Raw genomic sequence first — 15,778 nt, 5'->3', positions numbered from 1 at the left:
GACATTTCCGCGGGGTCTCCCATCTTGCGAACCATTCGCAACTGGAAAATCTCCCATGCTCCGCGCGTCGATCGCCGTCCTTCTTCTCCTTGCCGGCCCGGCGACGGCGCAGGACCGGCTGAAGGTCGTGACGACTTTCACGGTGATCGCCGACATGGCGCGAAACGTGGCGGGCGACGCGGCGGACGTCGTGTCCGTCACCCGGCCGGGCGCGGAGATCCACGGCTACTCGCCCACGCCCGGCGACCTACGCGGCGCGATCGACGCCGATCTCATCCTGCGAAACGGCCTTAATCTCGAACTCTGGTTCGAGCAGTTCCTCGGAAATCTCGGCGACATTCCGTCCGCGACGCTGAGCGACGGCATCGCGCCCATTCCGATTACCGAGGGTGCTCACGAGGGCCGGGCGAACCCCCATGCATGGATGGGCGCGGAATCGGCGCTGATCTATGTCGACAACATCCGCGACGCCCTCTCCGAGGCCGATCCGGCGAACGCGGAGACCTATGCCGCCAATGCGGAGGCCTACAAGACGGAGATCACGGCGACGCTCGACCCGATCCGCGCGGAGCTCGCCACCGTTCCCGAGGACAGACGCTGGCTCGTGACCTGCGAAGGTGCGTTCAGCTACCTCGCCCGCGATCTCGGCCTGCACGAGATGTATCTCTGGCCGATCAACACCGACGCCGTGGGCACGCCGCAACAGGTCCGGCGCGTCATCGACGGCGTGCGCGAACACGGCATCCCCGTCGTCTTCTGCGAGAGCACCGTGAACACCGACCCCGCTCGGCAGGTCGCCCGCGAGACGGGGGCGGCTTACGGGGGCGAACTCTACGTCGACTCGCTGTCGGAGGCGGACGGGCCGGTGCCGACCTATCTCGACCTGCTCCGCGTCACGTCGGAGACGGTGGCACGCGGCCTCTCGGGCGCGCGATGAGCCCCCAGCCGCGCGACGGCGGCGGGATTGACGCGACCGACGTCACCGTCACCTACCGCAACGGCCATACCGCGTTGCGCGGCGCGAGCTTCCATGTGCCCCCCGGCTCCATCACGGCGCTGGTCGGCGTCAACGGCGCGGGGAAGTCGACGCTCTTCAAGGCGATCATGGGGTTCGTGCCCGCCACGTCGGGCGAGATACGCCTGTTGGGGCGGACGGTGCGGGAGGCGCTGCGGACCAATCTCGTCGCCTATGTCCCGCAGGCGGAGGAGGTCGACTGGGCCTTTCCGGTGCTGGTCGAGGACGTGGTGATGATGGGGCGGTACGGGCATATGGGCTTCCTGCGCCGGGCCAAATCCGCCGACCGGACCGCGGTCGACGACGCGCTCGCGCGGGTCGGCATGTCCGATTACCGCCACCGGCAGATCGGCGAGCTTTCGGGCGGGCAGCGCAAGCGCGTCTTCCTCGCCCGCGCGCTGGCGCAGGACGGCCGGGTGATCCTGCTCGACGAGCCGTTCACCGGCGTTGACGTAACGACCGAGGAGCAGATCGTGGCGTTGCTGCGCGACCTGCGCGACGAGGGTCGGGTAATGCTCGTCTCCACCCACAGTCTGGGCTCGGTGCCGGAGTTCTGCGATCATACCGTTCTCGTGAAGGGCACGGTCCTGGCCTACGGACGCACCGAGACTGTGTTCACGCGTGCGAACCTCGAGCGCGCCTTCGGCGGCGTGCTGCGGCACTTCACGCTCGGCGACGCGGACCTGCAGGGCGGCAGCGGCGATGTCCGGATCATCTCTGACGACGAGCGGCCCTTCGTCAGCTATGGCATGCCCGTCGCAACGGACAGCGATGCTTGAACCCTTCGCCTACGGCTACATGGTGAACGCGATGTGGGTCAGCGCGCTGGTCGGCGGCGTCTGCGCGTTCCTGTCGTGCTACCTGATGCTCAAGGGCTGGTCGCTGATCGGCGACGCGCTCTCCCATTCGGTCGTGCCGGGCGTGGCCGGCGCCTACATGCTGGGCCTGCCCTTCGCCTTCGGGGCGTTCCTGTCGGGCGGACTCGCCGCGCTCGCCATGCTGTTCCTGACGGAACGGTCGGGGCTGAAGACCGACGTCGTCATCGGCATCATCTTCACGTCGTTCTTCGGCCTCGGCCTGTTCATGGTCTCCCTCAACCCGATCGCGGTCTCGATCCAGCAGATCACGATGGGCAACATCCTCGCCATTACGCCCGAAGACACGTTGCAGCTCGCCATCATCGGACTGGTCTCCCTCGCCGTGCTGCTGGCGAAGTGGAAGGACCTCATGGTCGCCTTTTTCGACGAGACACACGCGCGCTCGGTCGGATTGCGCCCCGACCTCCTGAAGCTCGTCTTCTTCACCCTCCTCTCGGCCAGCGTCGTCGCCGCGATGCAGACCGTAGGCGCGTTCCTGGTGATCGCGATGGTCGTGACGCCGGGGGCGACGGCCTACCTCCTCTGTGACCACTTCCCACGCCTGCTGATCGTCGCGGTTGCCATCGGGACGGTGACGAGTTTCCTCGGAGCCTACCTGTCGTTCTTCCTAAACGGCGCGACGGGGGGCGTGATCGTCACGCTCCAGACGCTCGTCTTCCTCGCCGCCTTCGTCGCCGCACCGCGCCACGGCCTCCTCGCTATGCGGCGGCGGGCCCGGGGGGCGGCATGATAGAGACGGCGCTCCTGCCCTTCCAGTTCCCCTTCATGACGAACGCGTTCCTGATCGCGCTCGTCGTCGCCCCGCCGACGGCGCTCCTGTCGTGCTTCCTCGTGCTGAAGGGCTGGGCGCTGATGGGCGACGCGGTGAGCCACGCGATCCTTCCGGGCGTGGTGCTGGCCTACCTGTTCGGTCTGCCGCAGATCGTCGGGGCCTTCGCGGCGGGCATGTCCTGTGCGCTGCTGACCGGCTACCTGTCCGAGAACAGCCGGGTGAAGCGCGACACGGCGATGGGGGTCGTGTTCTCAGGCATGTTCGCGGTCGGGTTGATCCTGTTCGTGGCCTTTCCGTCGGATGCGCATCTGGACCACATCCTGTTCGGCAACATGCTCGGCATCGGCCGCGCGGATCTCTGGACCGCGCTGGCCCTTTCCGCACCGATCGTCTGCGTGCTGCTCCTGAAGTGGCGGGATTTCCTTCTGCACGCCTTCGACCCGGCCCAGGCGCAGGCCTCGGGGCTGCGCACCGGGTGGCTGCATTACGGGCTGCTGACGATCCTGTCGCTGACGGTGGTGTCGGTCCTGTCTGCGGTCGGACTGATTCTGGCCGTCGCGCTTCTGGTCACGCCGGGGGCGATTGCCTTCCTGCTGACGCGCAGCTTCGGTCGAATGCTCGCCCTCTCGGTCCTCGTCTGCACGCTGGCGATGGTGGGGGGCGTCTATGCCAGCTTCTGGCTCGACAGCGCGCCGGCCCCGACCGTCGTGCTCGCGCTGACAGCGATCTTCCTGCTGGCGTTCGGCCGGCGCCGGATCGAGATCGCACGCGCGTCGCGGGCCGCGTGACTCCGCGGCGAACGGACAGACGCCCCGGCCCTTTCGGACCGAGGCGCCGCTCAAACGGTCACTCCCCGCACCGCACAACCACCGGGAAGCGTCCGGAGCCTCTGTCGATCGAATCCGCTCCAGTCTGACCGTGTCGCGGCCGATTCGGGGCGAGATCGACCAATCTGGGGTCGGTTCGGCGCTTGGCCCGAACGGGCGGCCGCGCCTGCGGTGGTCGTGACAAGAACAAGGCGAGGGGCCTGAATGTTCCGACGAAAAGCGCGTTCGTCCGGAATCGCGCGAAGCGGCGGCGGCGGCCCGGCAAGCGACGGGAGACATGCGCGGAAACCTTTGCGAAACTTCTGTGAGGCCCTAGAGGCAGGACATGGAATCCTTTCTCTTTCAGGCCGTGATCTATCTCGGCGCCGCAACGGTCTGCGTCCCGCTCGCCATGCGGCTGGGGCTGGGCTCCGTGCTCGGCTACCTGATGGCAGGCATCGTGATCGGGCCGGTGACCGGGCTCGTCGGGTCCGAGACCGAATCGCTTCAGCATTTCGCGGAGTTCGGCGTCGTGATGATGCTGTTCCTGATCGGGCTCGAACTCGAACCGCGGTCGCTGTGGGACATGCGGCAACGGCTCCTGGGGCTCGGACTTGGGCAGGTCGCACTCACGGTCGCCCTCATCACCGTTGCGGCGGTGCTGCTCGGACAACCCTGGCCCGTGGCGCTGGCCATCGGCATGATCCTCGCGCCGAGTTCGACGGCCATCGTGATGCAGACGCTGGAGGAAAAGGCCCTGACCGGGACGCGGGGCGGACGCTCGGCCTTCTCTGTGCTGCTCACGCAGGACATCGTGGTCCTGCCGATGCTGGCGCTGATGCCGCTGCTGACCAGCGGGGTCGCGCTTCGATCCGGGGATACGCCGGCGGCGGAGGAGCCCGTCATCGGCAACGGCGAGAGCACGCGCATCGCTGAGGGAGTCAGCACCTGGATCGAGCAACTGCCGAACTGGGGCGCCGCGCTGGCCACGCTCGCCGCGGTGGCACTCGTCATCCTGGGCGGGCAGTTCCTGACGCGGCCGATCTTCACCTTCGCCGCCCGCAGCAAGCTGCACGAGATGCGCACGATCGTCTCGCTGCTCTTCGTGATCGGCGTGGCCGTGCTGATGTCGTTCGTCGGTCTTTCCCCCGCGCTCGGGACGTTCCTCGCCGGGGTCGTCCTCGCGAGCTCCGAGTTCCGGCACGAGCTCAAGGCGGATATCGAACCGTTCAAGGGCATCCTTCTCGGCCTGTTCTTCATCACCGTCGGCGCGGGCATCGACTTCGCCGTCCTCGCCGCCGCGCCGACAATGGTCGTCGTGATCGTGACGGGGCTGATCCTCGCCAAGGGCGGCATCCTCTACGCGCTCGCCCTGCTCGCCCGTCTGCATGGCCGCGACCGCATCCTCTTCACGCTGAGCCTCGCGCAGGCGGGCGAGTTCGGTTTCGTGCTGATCTCCGTCGCCGCGCAATCCGGGGTGGTCACGGGCGATCTCCAGGCCCGGCTGCTGCTGTCCATCGCGCTGACGATGCTGCTGACGCCGCTTCTCTTCATCGCTTACGAGCACCTGTCGCGGCACAGCAACGCGGCGGATGCGGAGCCCGACGACGAGATCGACACGCCCTCCGAAGTCATAATTGCCGGCGTCGGACGGTTCGGTCAGGTCGTTCACCGGCTTCTGCAGGGTGCCGGGCTGAACGCCGTCGTGCTGGACCGCGACATCGAGACGATCCAGCTTCTGCGGACCTTCGGCATCAAGACCTATCTCGGCGATCCGACCCGCCCGGAACTGCTGGAGGCGGCGGGCATCGCGCGGGCGAAGGTCGTGGTCGTGGCCCTCGATTCGAGGGCCGACGCGGTGCGGCTCACCAAGCTCGTGAAGCGGACCAATCCGGAGGTTCACGTCATCGCCCGCGCCTACGACCGCGTACACACCTACGAGCTCTATCGCGCCGGGGCGGACCAGATCGTGCGGGAGATGTTCGACTCGAGCCTCAGGGCCGGGCGCTACGCCCTCGAGCAGCTCGGCTGGTCGGAGACCGAGGCCTACAAGGCGCGGGACGCGTTCTATCGCCACGACCGGGAATCGATGCTGGAACTGGCGAAGCTCTGGAAGCCGGGTATTCCGATCTCGCAGAACACGGACTACGCGGAGCGGGCACGGGCGTTCAACAAGGAACTGGAGAATGCGCTTCTGAACCGGTTCGGGGAGGATGCCGAAGCCGCCGCCGCGACCGCAGACCTGACGGCGACCAAGACCGACGGTCCGCCTGACGGCACGCCCGTCCGGGACGGCAGCTAGGCGCCGCCCCGGCGGGGCCCTGTCAGAGGCCCTTGGCCTGATAGCTCGCGGCGACGCGGCTGATCGAGACGATGTAGCCCGCCGTCCGCAGGTCGGGCACGTCGTTGCGCTGCCGCCAGACTTCGCGCATCGCGCCGTAGGCCGTCCGCATCGTGTCGTCGAGGCCCGACCGGACGAGCTCCAGTTCGCCCGCGCCGCGCAGGTATCGGTCCTTGAAGTCCTTCGACAGGGTCCAGGCGACCTCCTTGTTGGTCGACAGCCGCTCGAGCTCGTCCACCAGCGTCTGGTGCCGCGCCTCCTCCGCCCGGCGCTGCATCCGGCCGAAGCGGATATGCGAGAGGTTCTTGACCCATTCGAAGTAGCTGACCGTCACACCGCCGGCATTGGCGTAGAGGTCGGGAATGATGATTACGCCCTTCTTCGAAAGGTATTCGTCGGCCTCCGAGGTGATCGGGCCGTTCGCCGCCTCGATGATGAGCGGCGCCTTGATGCCGGCCATGTTGCCCGCGTGGATCGTCCCTTCGAGCGCCGCGGGGATGAGGATGTCGCATTCCGCCTCGAGGAGCTTCGCGCCCTCGGGCTCGTATTGCACGCCCGGGAACCCCTTCACGCCGCCATGCTGCTGCATGTGGACGTAGAGCTCGTCGACGTCGATCCCGTCCTCGGAATAGATAGCCCCGTCGCGCTCGATGATCGCCGTGATCTTCGCGCCGTCCTCGCGGCAGAGGAAGCTCGCGGCGTGGAAGCCCACATTGCCGAGACCCTGCACGATCACCCGCTTGCCATCGAGCGTGCCATCGAGGCCAGCCGAGGCGACGTCGTCGGGATGGCGGAAGAATTCGCGAAGCGCGTATTGCACGCCCCGCCCCGTCGCCTCGGTCCGCCCGGCGATCCCGCCGGCATTGAGCGGCTTGCCGGTGACGCAGGCGCGGCCGTTGATGTCGGTCGTGTTCATGCGCTGGTACTGATCGGAGATCCACGCCATCTCGCGCTCGCCGGTCCCCATGTCCGGGGCGGGCACGTTCTGCGCGGGATTGATGAGGTCGCGCTTTATCAGCTCGTAGGCGAAGCGGCGGGTGATCTGCTCCAGCTCGTGCGGCTCCCAGGCCCGCGGATCGATGCAGAGCCCCCCCTTCGACCCGCCGAACGGCGTCTCCACCAGCGCGCATTTGTAGGTCATCAGCGCGGCCAGCGCCTCGACCTCGTCCTGATGGACCGAAAGCGCGTAGCGGATGCCGCCCTTGACCGGCTCCATATGCTCGGAATGGACCGAGCGGTAGCCGGTGAAGGTGTGGATGCTGCCGCGCAGGCGGACGCCGAAGCGCACGGTGTAGGTCGCGTTGCAGACGCGGATCTTTTCGATCAGCCCGGGCGACAGATCCATCAGGGACACCGCCCGATCGTACATCGCGTTGACCGAGTCCCTGAACCCGCCGTGTTGCACACTCATCTCCGTCTCCTCCGCTATCGGCGCCGTAGCGGCACCTTCCGCCCTGACCTTAGCGTCCCGAGCGCGGATGCCTACCCGGTAAGGCCGGATCGGGCCTCATCGTTAACCCTGTCATCGAAGCACCTTGTCCGCGTCCGCGAAAAACCGCGTTCCGGCGGCAGTGTGCCGATACGGGCCCGATCACCGGGGCCGTGCCGACTGTCCGAACGTGCCTCAACGAGTTGCCGTCTTACTCCGCCCCCCGAACCCGTCCGGGCCCCTTTCGGGCCGGATCGGCGTTCGGGGGGTGGGCACCGTGAAGACTCACGGTCGGCGGATCGGCGAGCTTCTCAAGCGGCTCGCCGCGAGCACGGCGCTCGACGTCGTGGGGTCGGAAGCGGACCCGATCGGACCAGGATCATGCCGCGTTGGTCTCGACAGAGTTCATCGAGACGACACTTGCCGGACGGGAGGTGCCGGGCCAGCATCACGCTCAAGAAGATTTGGTGGTCGCCGGTGAAGCGAACCTGGCGGTGGGCCCCTGCGACACGCGTGACCTATGGGCGGGGGGTCACTGCGGGACGCCATGCGGGGACGACCTGAAAGAGGGATGAGGATCTGCCTGCCGATGGCCCCTCGACTCTGTCCATGCGGCACCCGATATCTCAACCATGCGCCTGCCCGACAGCTTCCTCGACGACCTCCGCAACCGGTTGAGCCTCTCGCAGGTCGTCGGGCGCAAGGTGACATGGGACATGCGGAAGACGAATCAGGCGAAGGGCGATTGGTGGGCCCCCTGCCCGTTCCACCAGGAGAAGTCCGCGAGCTTCCACGTCGACGACCGCAAGGGGTTCTACTACTGCTTCGGCTGTCAGGCGAAGGGTAACCTTTTCGGTTTCGTACAGGAGACCGAGAACGTGGGCTTCCTCGAGGCGGTGGAGATCCTCGCCGCCGAAGCCGGGATGGAGATGCCCGCGCGCGACCCGAAGGCCGCCGAGCGTTCCGACCTCCGCACGCGGCTGGCCGAGGTGACGGAAGAGGCCGTCCGCTGGTTCCGCCTGCAACTCCAGACAGGTCCGGCAGCCGAGGCCCGTGGTTATCTCGAACGGCGCGGCCTGACCCGCGAGACGATCGAGCGTTTCGAGATCGGTTTCGCGCCCGATGCGTCCGACGCGCTCCTGCGCGCCTTCGAGGGCAAGGGGATCAAGCTCGACCTGCTCGACGGCGCAGGCCTCGCCGTGCCGGCGGAGGACGGGCGGCCCGCGCGCGACCGCTTCATCCACCGGATCATCTTCCCGATCCGCGATCCACGCGGGCGCTGCATCGGCTTCGGCGGCCGGGCGATGAACCCGAATGCCAAGGCCAAGTATCTGAACTCGCCGGAGACGCCGCTCTTCGACAAGGGCGCGAATCTCTACAATCTCGGGCCCGCCCGCACCGCCGCCGGTAAGGGACAGCCGCTGATCGTGGCCGAGGGCTACATGGACGTGATCGCGCTCCATCAGGCGGGGTTCGAGGCCGCGGTCGCCCCGCTCGGGACAGCGGTGACGGAGCGGCAGCTCCAGATGCTCTGGCGCGTCGCGCCGGAGCCGCTCGTCGCGCTCGACGGCGACGCGGCCGGACAGCGCGCCGGGCTGCGCGTGATCGATCTGGCGCTGCCGATGATGGAAGCGGGTCAGGCCCTGCGCTTCGCGATCCTGCCGGACGGGCGCGATCCCGACGATCTGATCCGCGCGAAGGGACGCGCGGGGATGCAGGCGGTGCTCGACGCGGCGAGGCCGGCCATCGCGCTCCTGTGGGAACGCGAGACCGAGGGCCGCGCCTTCGACAGCCCCGAACGGCGTGCCGCGCTCGACCGCGACCTCCGCGGCATCCTCCAGCGCATCGCCGACCGGTCGCTGCGGCGCCATTACGGCGAAGAGTTCGCCCGTCTGCGCGGCGAGCTTTTCGGGACAACGCACGAGACCGGTCCGCGGCGACCCCGGGCGACGTCGCGGTCCTGGCGGGCGGGGAAATGGCCGGCACCCGCGCAGCCCTCACCCTCGGCCCGCGCCTCTGCCCTGGCTTCCGGCGCGCTGCGACCCGACACGATCCTCGAACAGGTGATCCTGGCAGGTTTGATTCGACATCCCGGCCTGATCGGGGTGTTCGGCGACCGGCTCGAGGGGGCGGAGTGGTCCGCCGAAGTTCATGCCGCGTTGGGCACCACTCTCTTGTCGCAGGACCCTGGCGATACGTCGGAGAACGTGCAGGCCGCGATCGCGGAGAAACTCGGGGCGGAGGTTCTTGAAACGCTGATGTCGCGTGGCCATGTCCGCAACTCACCGGCAGGCCGCGGCGATGCCGAGGACACGCGTGCCTGCATATCCGAGGCACTCGGGCGTCTGGAGGCGCGGCAGGGCGCGGCGCGAGAATACCGCGAGGCGATGGAGGATTTCGAGACCAGTGCGGACGAGGCGATGACCTGGCGACTGGCCCAGGCCGGACGTCGCCGCGACGACGCATACCGGGTCGGCGATCTGCAGGCGGATGCCCGTCACGCCGAACGGTCGAACGCGGATTACTACGACAGCCTGCTGACAACAGGCGACGGCAAAATACCCAAGCGAAGGTGATTCGGGGTGCGGGCTGCACCGAATCACGTTACTGATTCGTCGGATCGACGACGACGAATCCCTCCCTTCCTAGACGGAGCGCGACGATGGCCAAAGATACCGACGACGACAAGCAGCGCGATCAGGAAACCGATCACACGCTCGACATGAGCCAGGCCGCCGTCAAACGGATGATCGCCGAAGCCCGCACGCGGGGCTACATCACATACGACCAGCTCAATCAGGTCCTGCCGCCCGAGCAGGTCTCCTCCGAGCAGATCGAGGACGTGATGTCGATGCTCTCCGAAATGGGCATCAACATCGTCGAGGCCGAGGAGGCCGAGGAAGAAGACGAGGAGAAGCCCACCGGCTCCACCGCCATCGTCGACGCCTCCAAGCGGGGCGGCGAGGTCGCGACGTCCGAGGGCGGCGCGGAGAAGCTCGACCGTACCGACGACCCGGTGCGGATGTATCTGCGCGAGATGGGCTCGGTCGAGCTCCTGAGCCGCGAGGGCGAGATCGCCATCGCCAAGCGGATCGAGGCAGGCCGTAACACGATGATCCTCGGGCTGTGCGAAAGCCCGCTGACCTTCCAGGCGATCACGATCTGGCGCGACGAATTGCTGTCGGAGGACATCCTCCTGCGCGACGTGATCGACCTCGAGACGACCTTCGGCGACCAGATGGACGAGGACGAGACCGCCGTCGTCGGTGCCGCCCCGGCCGCCCCCGCCAACGACAACGCGGCGGAAGCCGACAAGGGAAGTGAACTCGACGCGGACGGCAACCCGATCACCACGGAGGACGACGACGAGGAGGACGAAGGCGCCAACATGTCGCTCGCCGCGATGGAAGCCGCGCTCAAGCCCCGCGTGCTCGAGACGCTCGACCGGATCGCCGACGACTACACCAAGTTGGCCGAGATGCAGGATCTGCGCATCTCCGCGACGCTGAACGAGGACGACACCTTCTCCGATACGTCCGAGGCCGCCTACCAGCAGCTCCGTTCCGAGATCGTCGAGTTGGTGAACGGGCTGCATCTGCACAACAACCGGATCGAGGCGCTGATCGATCAGCTCTACGGCATCAACCGCCGCATCATGTCGATCGACTCGGGCATGGTGAAGCTGGCCGATCAGGCGCGGATCAACCGGCGCGAGTTCGTCGAGGAATATCGCGGGCACGAGCTTGATCCGGGCTGGGTCGACCGCATGTCCGAGAAGACCGGCCGTGGGTGGCAAGCCTTGTTCGAGCGCTCTCGGGACAAGGTCGAGGAGTTGCGCGCCGACATGGCGCTGGTCGGCCAGTATGTCGGCGTCGACATCAACGAGTTCCGCCGCATCGTGAACCAGGTCCAGAAGGGCGAGAAGGAAGCCCGGCAGGCCAAGAAGGAGATGGTCGAGGCGAACCTGCGGCTCGTCATCTCGATCGCCAAGAAGTACACGAACCGTGGCCTGCAGTTCCTCGACCTCATCCAGGAAGGCAATATCGGCCTGATGAAGGCGGTCGACAAGTTCGAGTACCGCCGCGGATACAAGTTCTCGACCTACGCGACGTGGTGGATCCGGCAGGCGATCACCCGCTCGATCGCCGATCAGGCGCGCACGATCCGCATTCCGGTGCACATGATCGAGACAATCAACAAGCTGGTCCGCACCGGGCGGCAGATGCTGCACGAAATCGGCCGAGAGCCGACGCCGGAGGAGCTTGCCGCTAAGTTGCAGATGCCGCTCGAGAAGGTCCGCAAGGTGATGAAGATCGCCAAGGAGCCGATCTCGCTCGAGACACCGATCGGCGACGAGGAGGACAGCCAGCTCGGCGACTTCATCGAGGACAAGAACGCCGTCCTGCCGCTCGACTCCGCGATCCAGGAGAACCTAAAGGAGACGACGACCCGCGTGCTGGCTTCGCTCACGCCGCGCGAGGAGCGCGTGCTCCGGATGCGTTTCGGGATCGGCATGAACACCGACCACACGCTCGAGGAGGTCGGTCAGCAGTTCTCGGTTACCCGCGAGCGCATCCGCCAGATCGAGGCCAAGGCACTCCGGAAGCTCAAGCATCCGAGCCGGAGCCGGAAGCTGCGGAGTTTCCTCGACCAATAAGCCGGGTGACCGGCTGTCGGACGAAGGCCCCGGTGGGAACCGGGGCCTTTTCGTTTTCTACGCGTCGTCGCGCTTCGTCTCTCCGCGCGGCGGGAACCGGTCTTCCGGCTCCATGTCCGTTCCGGTCGTGACCGAGTTCGGATCGTGCGTGGTGCCCCGCGCGGTGGCGTCCGAGACGTCCGCGCCCGTTTTGTGCCGCGCGTCTCGGTCCGTGGTCGGGGTTCCGCCCGGTTTGTCGCGTTCGATCATGTTGGCTCCTCCGTCATGGCCGTCCAAGAACGACCTTCACAGACAGAACGAATGAATCCGGGGGCCAGGTTCCACTGCCCGTCTGCGACCCATTCTCCGGCGAGACCCGAATCGGCGGCCTCTGGTCGGGCGCAGCGGGATCGGCTACCCGAACGCGGCAGCAGGCGGGAGAGCCATCCGATGCAAACGATGTTCACGATCCAGACGAACGGACCCGGCCTGACAGAGTTCACCGACGACGTCGCCGCCTGGCTCCCTGCCGGGTCGGGGCTGCTCACCCTGATGGTCCGCCATACCTCCGCAAGCCTGCTTATTCAGGAGAATGCCGATCCGGAGGTGCAGGCCGACCTGCGAGCCTTCCTCGCGCGCCTCGTCCCGCCGACGACCGACCCGTCGATGTCCTACCTGACCCATACCTACGAGGGCCCCGACGACATGCCGGGGCACATCAAGGCGATGCTCCTGCCGACCTCGCTTTCGATCCCGGTCGTCGAGGGCCGCATGGCGCTCGGCACGTGGCAAGGTCTCTATCTCGTCGAGCACCGCGACCGGTCGCATCGTCGCGAAATCGCGGCGATGCTGATTTCCGACGCATAATGGCCCGCCCTTGTCACACCATCCGTCGCCCGGCACAGTGGATCGGCATCTAGCACTGGACCCGTCACCCAGATATGGCGGCCCTCTATCTCACGGAGACCGCCAATGCGCTGCCCCTTCTGCGGAAACGTCGACACGCAGGTGAAGGATTCCCGGCCCGCCGAGGATCACGTCGCGATCCGTCGGCGGCGTTTCTGTCCCTCCTGCGGCGGCCGGTTCACGACCTACGAGCGGGTGCAACTGCGCGATCTCGTCGTCATCAAGACCTCCGGAAAGCGCGAGGAGTTCGATCGCGGCAAGCTCGAGCGCTCGATCCGCATTTCCATGCAGAAGCGCCCCATCGAGCCAGAGCGGATCGACCAGATGATCTCTGGCATCGTGCGGCGACTGGAGAGCATGGGCGAGACCGACATCAAGTCGACCACGATCGGCGAGATCGTGATGGAGAGCCTCGCCCGGATCGACACCGTCGCCTATGTGCGCTTCGCGAGCGTCTACAAGAACTTCCAGGCCGCCGACGATTTCGAGGATTTCGTCGACAAGCTGCGCCCCCCCGCCCCCGACCAGTGATCGATCCGCGCTTAATGGACCACGCAATTGCGCTTGCCGCGCGGGGGCTGGGCCGCGTCTGGCCGAACCCCGCCGTCGGCTGCGTGATCGAGCGGGACGGTATCGTCCTCGGTCGTGGCCGCACGGCGGATGGCGGCCGGCCCCACGCCGAACCGCTGGCCCTGGCGCAGGCCGGTGCGGCCGCGCGGGGCGCGACGGCCCATGTCACGCTGGAGCCCTGCGCCCATCACGGCCGGACGCCGCCCTGTGCCGATGCGCTCGTCGCCGCGGGCGTGGCGCGCGTCGTGGTGGCCCTGCGCGATCCCGATCCACGTGTCGACGGAGGCGGCATCGACCGACTGCGGCAGGCGGGGATCGAGGTCGTCGAGGGCGTTCGCGAGGCCGAAGCCCGCGCCTTGCAGGCGGGCTTCCTGAGCCGCGTCACGCGAGGGCGACCGATGGTGACGCTGAAGCTCGCGACCACGCTCGACGGCCGGATCGCCACGTCGCGCGGCGAAAGCCAGTGGATCACCGGCCCCGACGCCCGCGCCCATGTCCACGCGGAGCGCGCCCGCCACGACGCGATCATGGTCGGCGCGGGGACCGCTCGCGTCGACGACCCGCGGCTGACCGTCCGCGGCCTCGGCGCGGCGCAGGCCGCCGGGACGCAGCCGGTGCGGATCGTCCTGTCGCGTCGCCTCGACGTGCCATTGGACTCCGCGCTCATGCGGCCCGGCCCGCCCGTCTGGATCCTGCACGGGCGGGACGCACCTTCAGCGAATCGGGACGCGCTGTCCGCAAGGGGCGTGACGCTCCTACCCTGCGCCACCGACGCAGGGGGGCAGATCGCCCTCGACGACGCGATGGCGGAACTGGGGCATCGCGGCCTTACGAGGGTCTATTGCGAGGGGGGTGGAACGCTGGCGGCCGCCCTGCTTTCGGCGGGGCTGGTGGACCGGCTCGACTGGTACAGCGCCGGCGCGCTGATCGGGGCGGAGGGCATTCCGGCGCTCGGCGGGATGGGGCTTGCCCACCTCGCCGACGCTCCGCGCCTGCGCTTCGCCGGGGTCGAACGGCTGGGCCCCGATCTGTTACACCGTTGGCGGCGCGACTGATCTCATGAACTGCTAGAATGACCTGAGGACCGCCTTGAAAGGCGGCCCCGGTCGCATTCTGCGGCTGCGCGACCTTACGCCGGGCAGAAGGATCAGACCTGACGCTTCGGAATTTTCACCTGTTGCCCTCTAGAGACGCGACGTAATCGCTTCGGCCAGATCGGTCCGCTCCCAGGAGAAGCCGCCATCCGCATCCGGCGCGCGGCCGAAATGGCCGTAGGCCGCCGTGCGCTGATAGATCGGCTTGTTAAGGCCCAGATGCATGCGGATGCCGCGCGGCGTGAGATCCATCGCCCCCGCCACCGCCCGCTCGATCGCGGCGTTATCGGTCTCCCCGGTCCCGTGCGTATCCACGTAGATCGAGAGCGGCTTCGCCACGCCGATCGCGTAGGAAAGCTGCAACGTCGCGCGCGTGGCCAGCCCCGCCGCCACGATGTTCTTCGCGAGATAGCGCGCGGCATAGGCCGCCGAACGGTCCACCTTGGTCGGATCCTTGCCGGAGAAGGCCCCGCCTCCGTGCGGGGCCGCGCCGCCGTAGGTATCGACGATGATCTTGCGCCCCGTGAGACCGGCATCCCCGTCGGGGCCACCGATGACGAACTTGCCGGTCGGGTTGACCCACCATTCCGTCGAGGCGTCGAGCCACCCCTCCGGCAGCACCTCGCGAATATAGGGCTCGACGATGGCGCGCACGTCGTCGGAGGTCAGGTCCTCGTCGATATGCTGCGTCGACAGGACGAGGGACGAGACGCCGACGGGGCGGCCATCCTCGTAACGCACGGTCAGTTGCGACTTGGCATCCGGCCCGAGCATCGGCTCGGCTCCCGATTTACGCGCCTCTGCCAGCCGCCGCAGGATGGCATGCGCATAGTGGATCGGCGCGGGCATCAGCTCCGGCGTCTCGGAACAGGCATAGCCGAACATGATCCCCTGATCGCCGGCCCCCTCTTCCTTGCCGTTCGCGGCGTCGACCCCGACCGCGATATGCGCCGATTGTTCGTGCAGGAGGTTCGTCACCTCGACCGTCTCGTGGTGGAACTTCTCCTGCGCGTAGCCGATGTCGCGGATGCAGTCCCGCGCGATGCCGTCGATCCGGCCCATCATCTCCGTCAGGCGCGACGGGTCGGACAGCCCGATCTCGCCGCCGATCACGACCCGGTCGGTCGTCGCGAAGGTCTCGGCGGCCACCCGCGCCTCGGGCTCCTCCGCGAGCAGGGCGTCGAGGACGGCGTCGGAAATGCGATCGCACACCTTGTCCGGATGCCCCTCGGAGACGGATTCCGAGGTGAAGGAATAGTTCTTGCGGCTGCTCATGGGGGTGCTCCGATTGATGGTCACGCCCCGTCAGGAAGCCGTTGGAGCGACCGCTA

General features: G+C 67.6%; 13 protein-coding genes and 1 riboswitch. Of the genes, 10 read left to right on the top strand and 3 right to left on the bottom strand.

The annotated features are described in order from the left end of the window. Window positions 1-55 precede the first annotated feature (55 nt). From Q1A87_RS16020 to Q1A87_RS16000, 5 genes are all read left to right on the top strand, one after another. Entirely contained in the window at window positions 56-937 is an 882-nt protein-coding gene (locus Q1A87_RS16020; RefSeq protein WP_299653392.1) for a metal ABC transporter substrate-binding protein, read from the top strand. Then, a complete protein-coding gene (locus Q1A87_RS16015) occupies window positions 934-1,794 on the top strand; it encodes a manganese/iron ABC transporter ATP-binding protein (protein ID WP_299653390.1) in 861 nt (286 codons plus the stop codon). The genes Q1A87_RS16020 and Q1A87_RS16015 overlap by 4 nt, the downstream gene beginning before the upstream one ends. Beyond that, entirely contained in the window at window positions 1,787-2,623 is an 837-nt protein-coding gene (locus Q1A87_RS16010; protein WP_299653388.1) for a metal ABC transporter permease, read from the top strand. Before Q1A87_RS16015 ends, Q1A87_RS16010 begins: the two co-directional genes overlap by 8 nt. Continuing rightward, window positions 2,620-3,453: a metal ABC transporter permease gene (locus Q1A87_RS16005; RefSeq protein WP_299653386.1), complete on the top strand. Its 834-nt coding sequence runs from the start codon at window positions 2,620-2,622 to the stop codon at window positions 3,451-3,453. Before Q1A87_RS16010 ends, Q1A87_RS16005 begins: the two co-directional genes overlap by 4 nt. 364 nt (window positions 3,454-3,817) lie before the next feature. Beyond that, window positions 3,818-5,773, top strand: coding sequence for a cation:proton antiporter (locus Q1A87_RS16000; protein ID WP_299653384.1), 1,956 nt, complete (start codon window positions 3,818-3,820; stop codon window positions 5,771-5,773). 22 nt (window positions 5,774-5,795) lie between these two features. Here Q1A87_RS16000 and Q1A87_RS15995 read toward each other — a convergent pair whose 3' ends face one another. Next, window positions 5,796-7,223: a Glu/Leu/Phe/Val dehydrogenase gene (locus Q1A87_RS15995; RefSeq protein WP_299653382.1), complete on the bottom strand. Its 1,428-nt coding sequence runs from the start codon at window positions 7,221-7,223 to the stop codon at window positions 5,796-5,798. Between the two features lie 650 nt (window positions 7,224-7,873). Between Q1A87_RS15995 and dnaG the strand changes: the two genes are divergently transcribed. Together dnaG and rpoD are read left to right on the top strand one after the other, a co-directional pair. Continuing rightward, window positions 7,874-9,817 (top strand): DNA primase, encoded by a 1,944-nt coding sequence (gene dnaG, locus Q1A87_RS15990; protein ID WP_299653380.1) that lies wholly within the window; start codon window positions 7,874-7,876, stop codon window positions 9,815-9,817. A gap of 86 nt (window positions 9,818-9,903) precedes the next feature. Beyond that, window positions 9,904-11,898: an RNA polymerase sigma factor RpoD gene (gene rpoD / locus Q1A87_RS15985; protein ID WP_299653378.1), complete on the top strand. Its 1,995-nt coding sequence runs from the start codon at window positions 9,904-9,906 to the stop codon at window positions 11,896-11,898. A 57-nt stretch (window positions 11,899-11,955) separates the two neighbouring features. Here rpoD and Q1A87_RS15980 read toward each other — a convergent pair whose 3' ends face one another. Further along, window positions 11,956-12,147, bottom strand: a complete 192-nt coding sequence (locus Q1A87_RS15980) for a hypothetical protein (RefSeq protein ID WP_299653376.1) — start codon at window positions 12,145-12,147, stop codon at window positions 11,956-11,958. Window positions 12,148-12,327: 180 nt separating this feature from the next. Between Q1A87_RS15980 and Q1A87_RS15975 the strand changes: the two genes are divergently transcribed. From Q1A87_RS15975 to ribD, 3 genes are all read left to right on the top strand, one after another. Continuing rightward, on the top strand, window positions 12,328-12,744 hold the full coding sequence (locus tag Q1A87_RS15975) for a secondary thiamine-phosphate synthase enzyme YjbQ (RefSeq protein ID WP_299653374.1): 417 nt from the start codon (window positions 12,328-12,330) through the stop codon (window positions 12,742-12,744). Window positions 12,745-12,849: 105 nt separating this feature from the next. After that, a complete protein-coding gene (nrdR, locus tag Q1A87_RS15970; protein ID WP_299653372.1) occupies window positions 12,850-13,314 on the top strand; it encodes a transcriptional regulator NrdR in 465 nt (154 codons plus the stop codon). Window positions 13,315-13,328: 14 nt separating this feature from the next. After that, entirely contained in the window at window positions 13,329-14,408 is a 1,080-nt protein-coding gene (ribD, locus tag Q1A87_RS15965) for a bifunctional diaminohydroxyphosphoribosylaminopyrimidine deaminase/5-amino-6-(5-phosphoribosylamino)uracil reductase RibD (RefSeq protein ID WP_299653370.1), read from the top strand. A 129-nt stretch (window positions 14,409-14,537) separates the two neighbouring features. Here the strand turns inward: ribD and metK are convergent, their stop codons facing one another. Continuing rightward, window positions 14,538-15,722, bottom strand: coding sequence for a methionine adenosyltransferase (gene metK / locus Q1A87_RS15960; protein ID WP_299653368.1), 1,185 nt, complete (start codon window positions 15,720-15,722; stop codon window positions 14,538-14,540). A 5-nt stretch (window positions 15,723-15,727) separates the two neighbouring features. Next, window positions 15,728-15,775, bottom strand: a riboswitch (SAM-SAH riboswitch). Between the last annotated feature and the right edge of the window lie 3 nt (window positions 15,776-15,778).

The sequence above is a fragment of the uncultured Jannaschia sp. genome, assembly GCF_947494055.1.
In the GTDB taxonomy this organism is placed as follows: domain Bacteria; phylum Pseudomonadota; class Alphaproteobacteria; order Rhodobacterales; family Rhodobacteraceae; genus Jannaschia.
This window is presented reverse-complemented; position numbering and strand designations above follow the sequence as displayed.

Excerpts from the sequence above, each read along its gene's own strand:
- Q1A87_RS16020 (WP_299653392.1), top strand. The coding sequence starts at position 56 with ATGCTCCGCGCGTCGATCGCCGTCCTTCTTCTCCTTGCCGGCCCGGCG.
- Q1A87_RS16015 (WP_299653390.1), top strand. The coding sequence starts at position 934 with ATGAGCCCCCAGCCGCGCGACGGCGGCGGGATTGACGCGACCGACGTC.
- Q1A87_RS16010 (WP_299653388.1), top strand. The coding sequence starts at position 1,787 with ATGCTTGAACCCTTCGCCTACGGCTACATGGTGAACGCGATGTGGGTC.
- Q1A87_RS16005 (WP_299653386.1), top strand. The coding sequence starts at position 2,620 with ATGATAGAGACGGCGCTCCTGCCCTTCCAGTTCCCCTTCATGACGAAC.
- Q1A87_RS16000 (WP_299653384.1), top strand. The coding sequence starts at position 3,818 with ATGGAATCCTTTCTCTTTCAGGCCGTGATCTATCTCGGCGCCGCAACG.
- Q1A87_RS15995 (WP_299653382.1), bottom strand. The coding sequence starts at position 7,223 with ATGAGTGTGCAACACGGCGGGTTCAGGGACTCGGTCAACGCGATGTAC.
- dnaG (WP_299653380.1), top strand. The coding sequence starts at position 7,874 with ATGCGCCTGCCCGACAGCTTCCTCGACGACCTCCGCAACCGGTTGAGC.
- rpoD (WP_299653378.1), top strand. The coding sequence starts at position 9,904 with ATGGCCAAAGATACCGACGACGACAAGCAGCGCGATCAGGAAACCGAT.
- Q1A87_RS15980 (WP_299653376.1), bottom strand. The coding sequence starts at position 12,147 with ATGATCGAACGCGACAAACCGGGCGGAACCCCGACCACGGACCGAGAC.
- Q1A87_RS15975 (WP_299653374.1), top strand. The coding sequence starts at position 12,328 with ATGCAAACGATGTTCACGATCCAGACGAACGGACCCGGCCTGACAGAG.
- nrdR (WP_299653372.1), top strand. The coding sequence starts at position 12,850 with ATGCGCTGCCCCTTCTGCGGAAACGTCGACACGCAGGTGAAGGATTCC.
- ribD (WP_299653370.1), top strand. The coding sequence starts at position 13,329 with ATGGACCACGCAATTGCGCTTGCCGCGCGGGGGCTGGGCCGCGTCTGG.
- metK (WP_299653368.1), bottom strand. The coding sequence starts at position 15,722 with ATGAGCAGCCGCAAGAACTATTCCTTCACCTCGGAATCCGTCTCCGAG.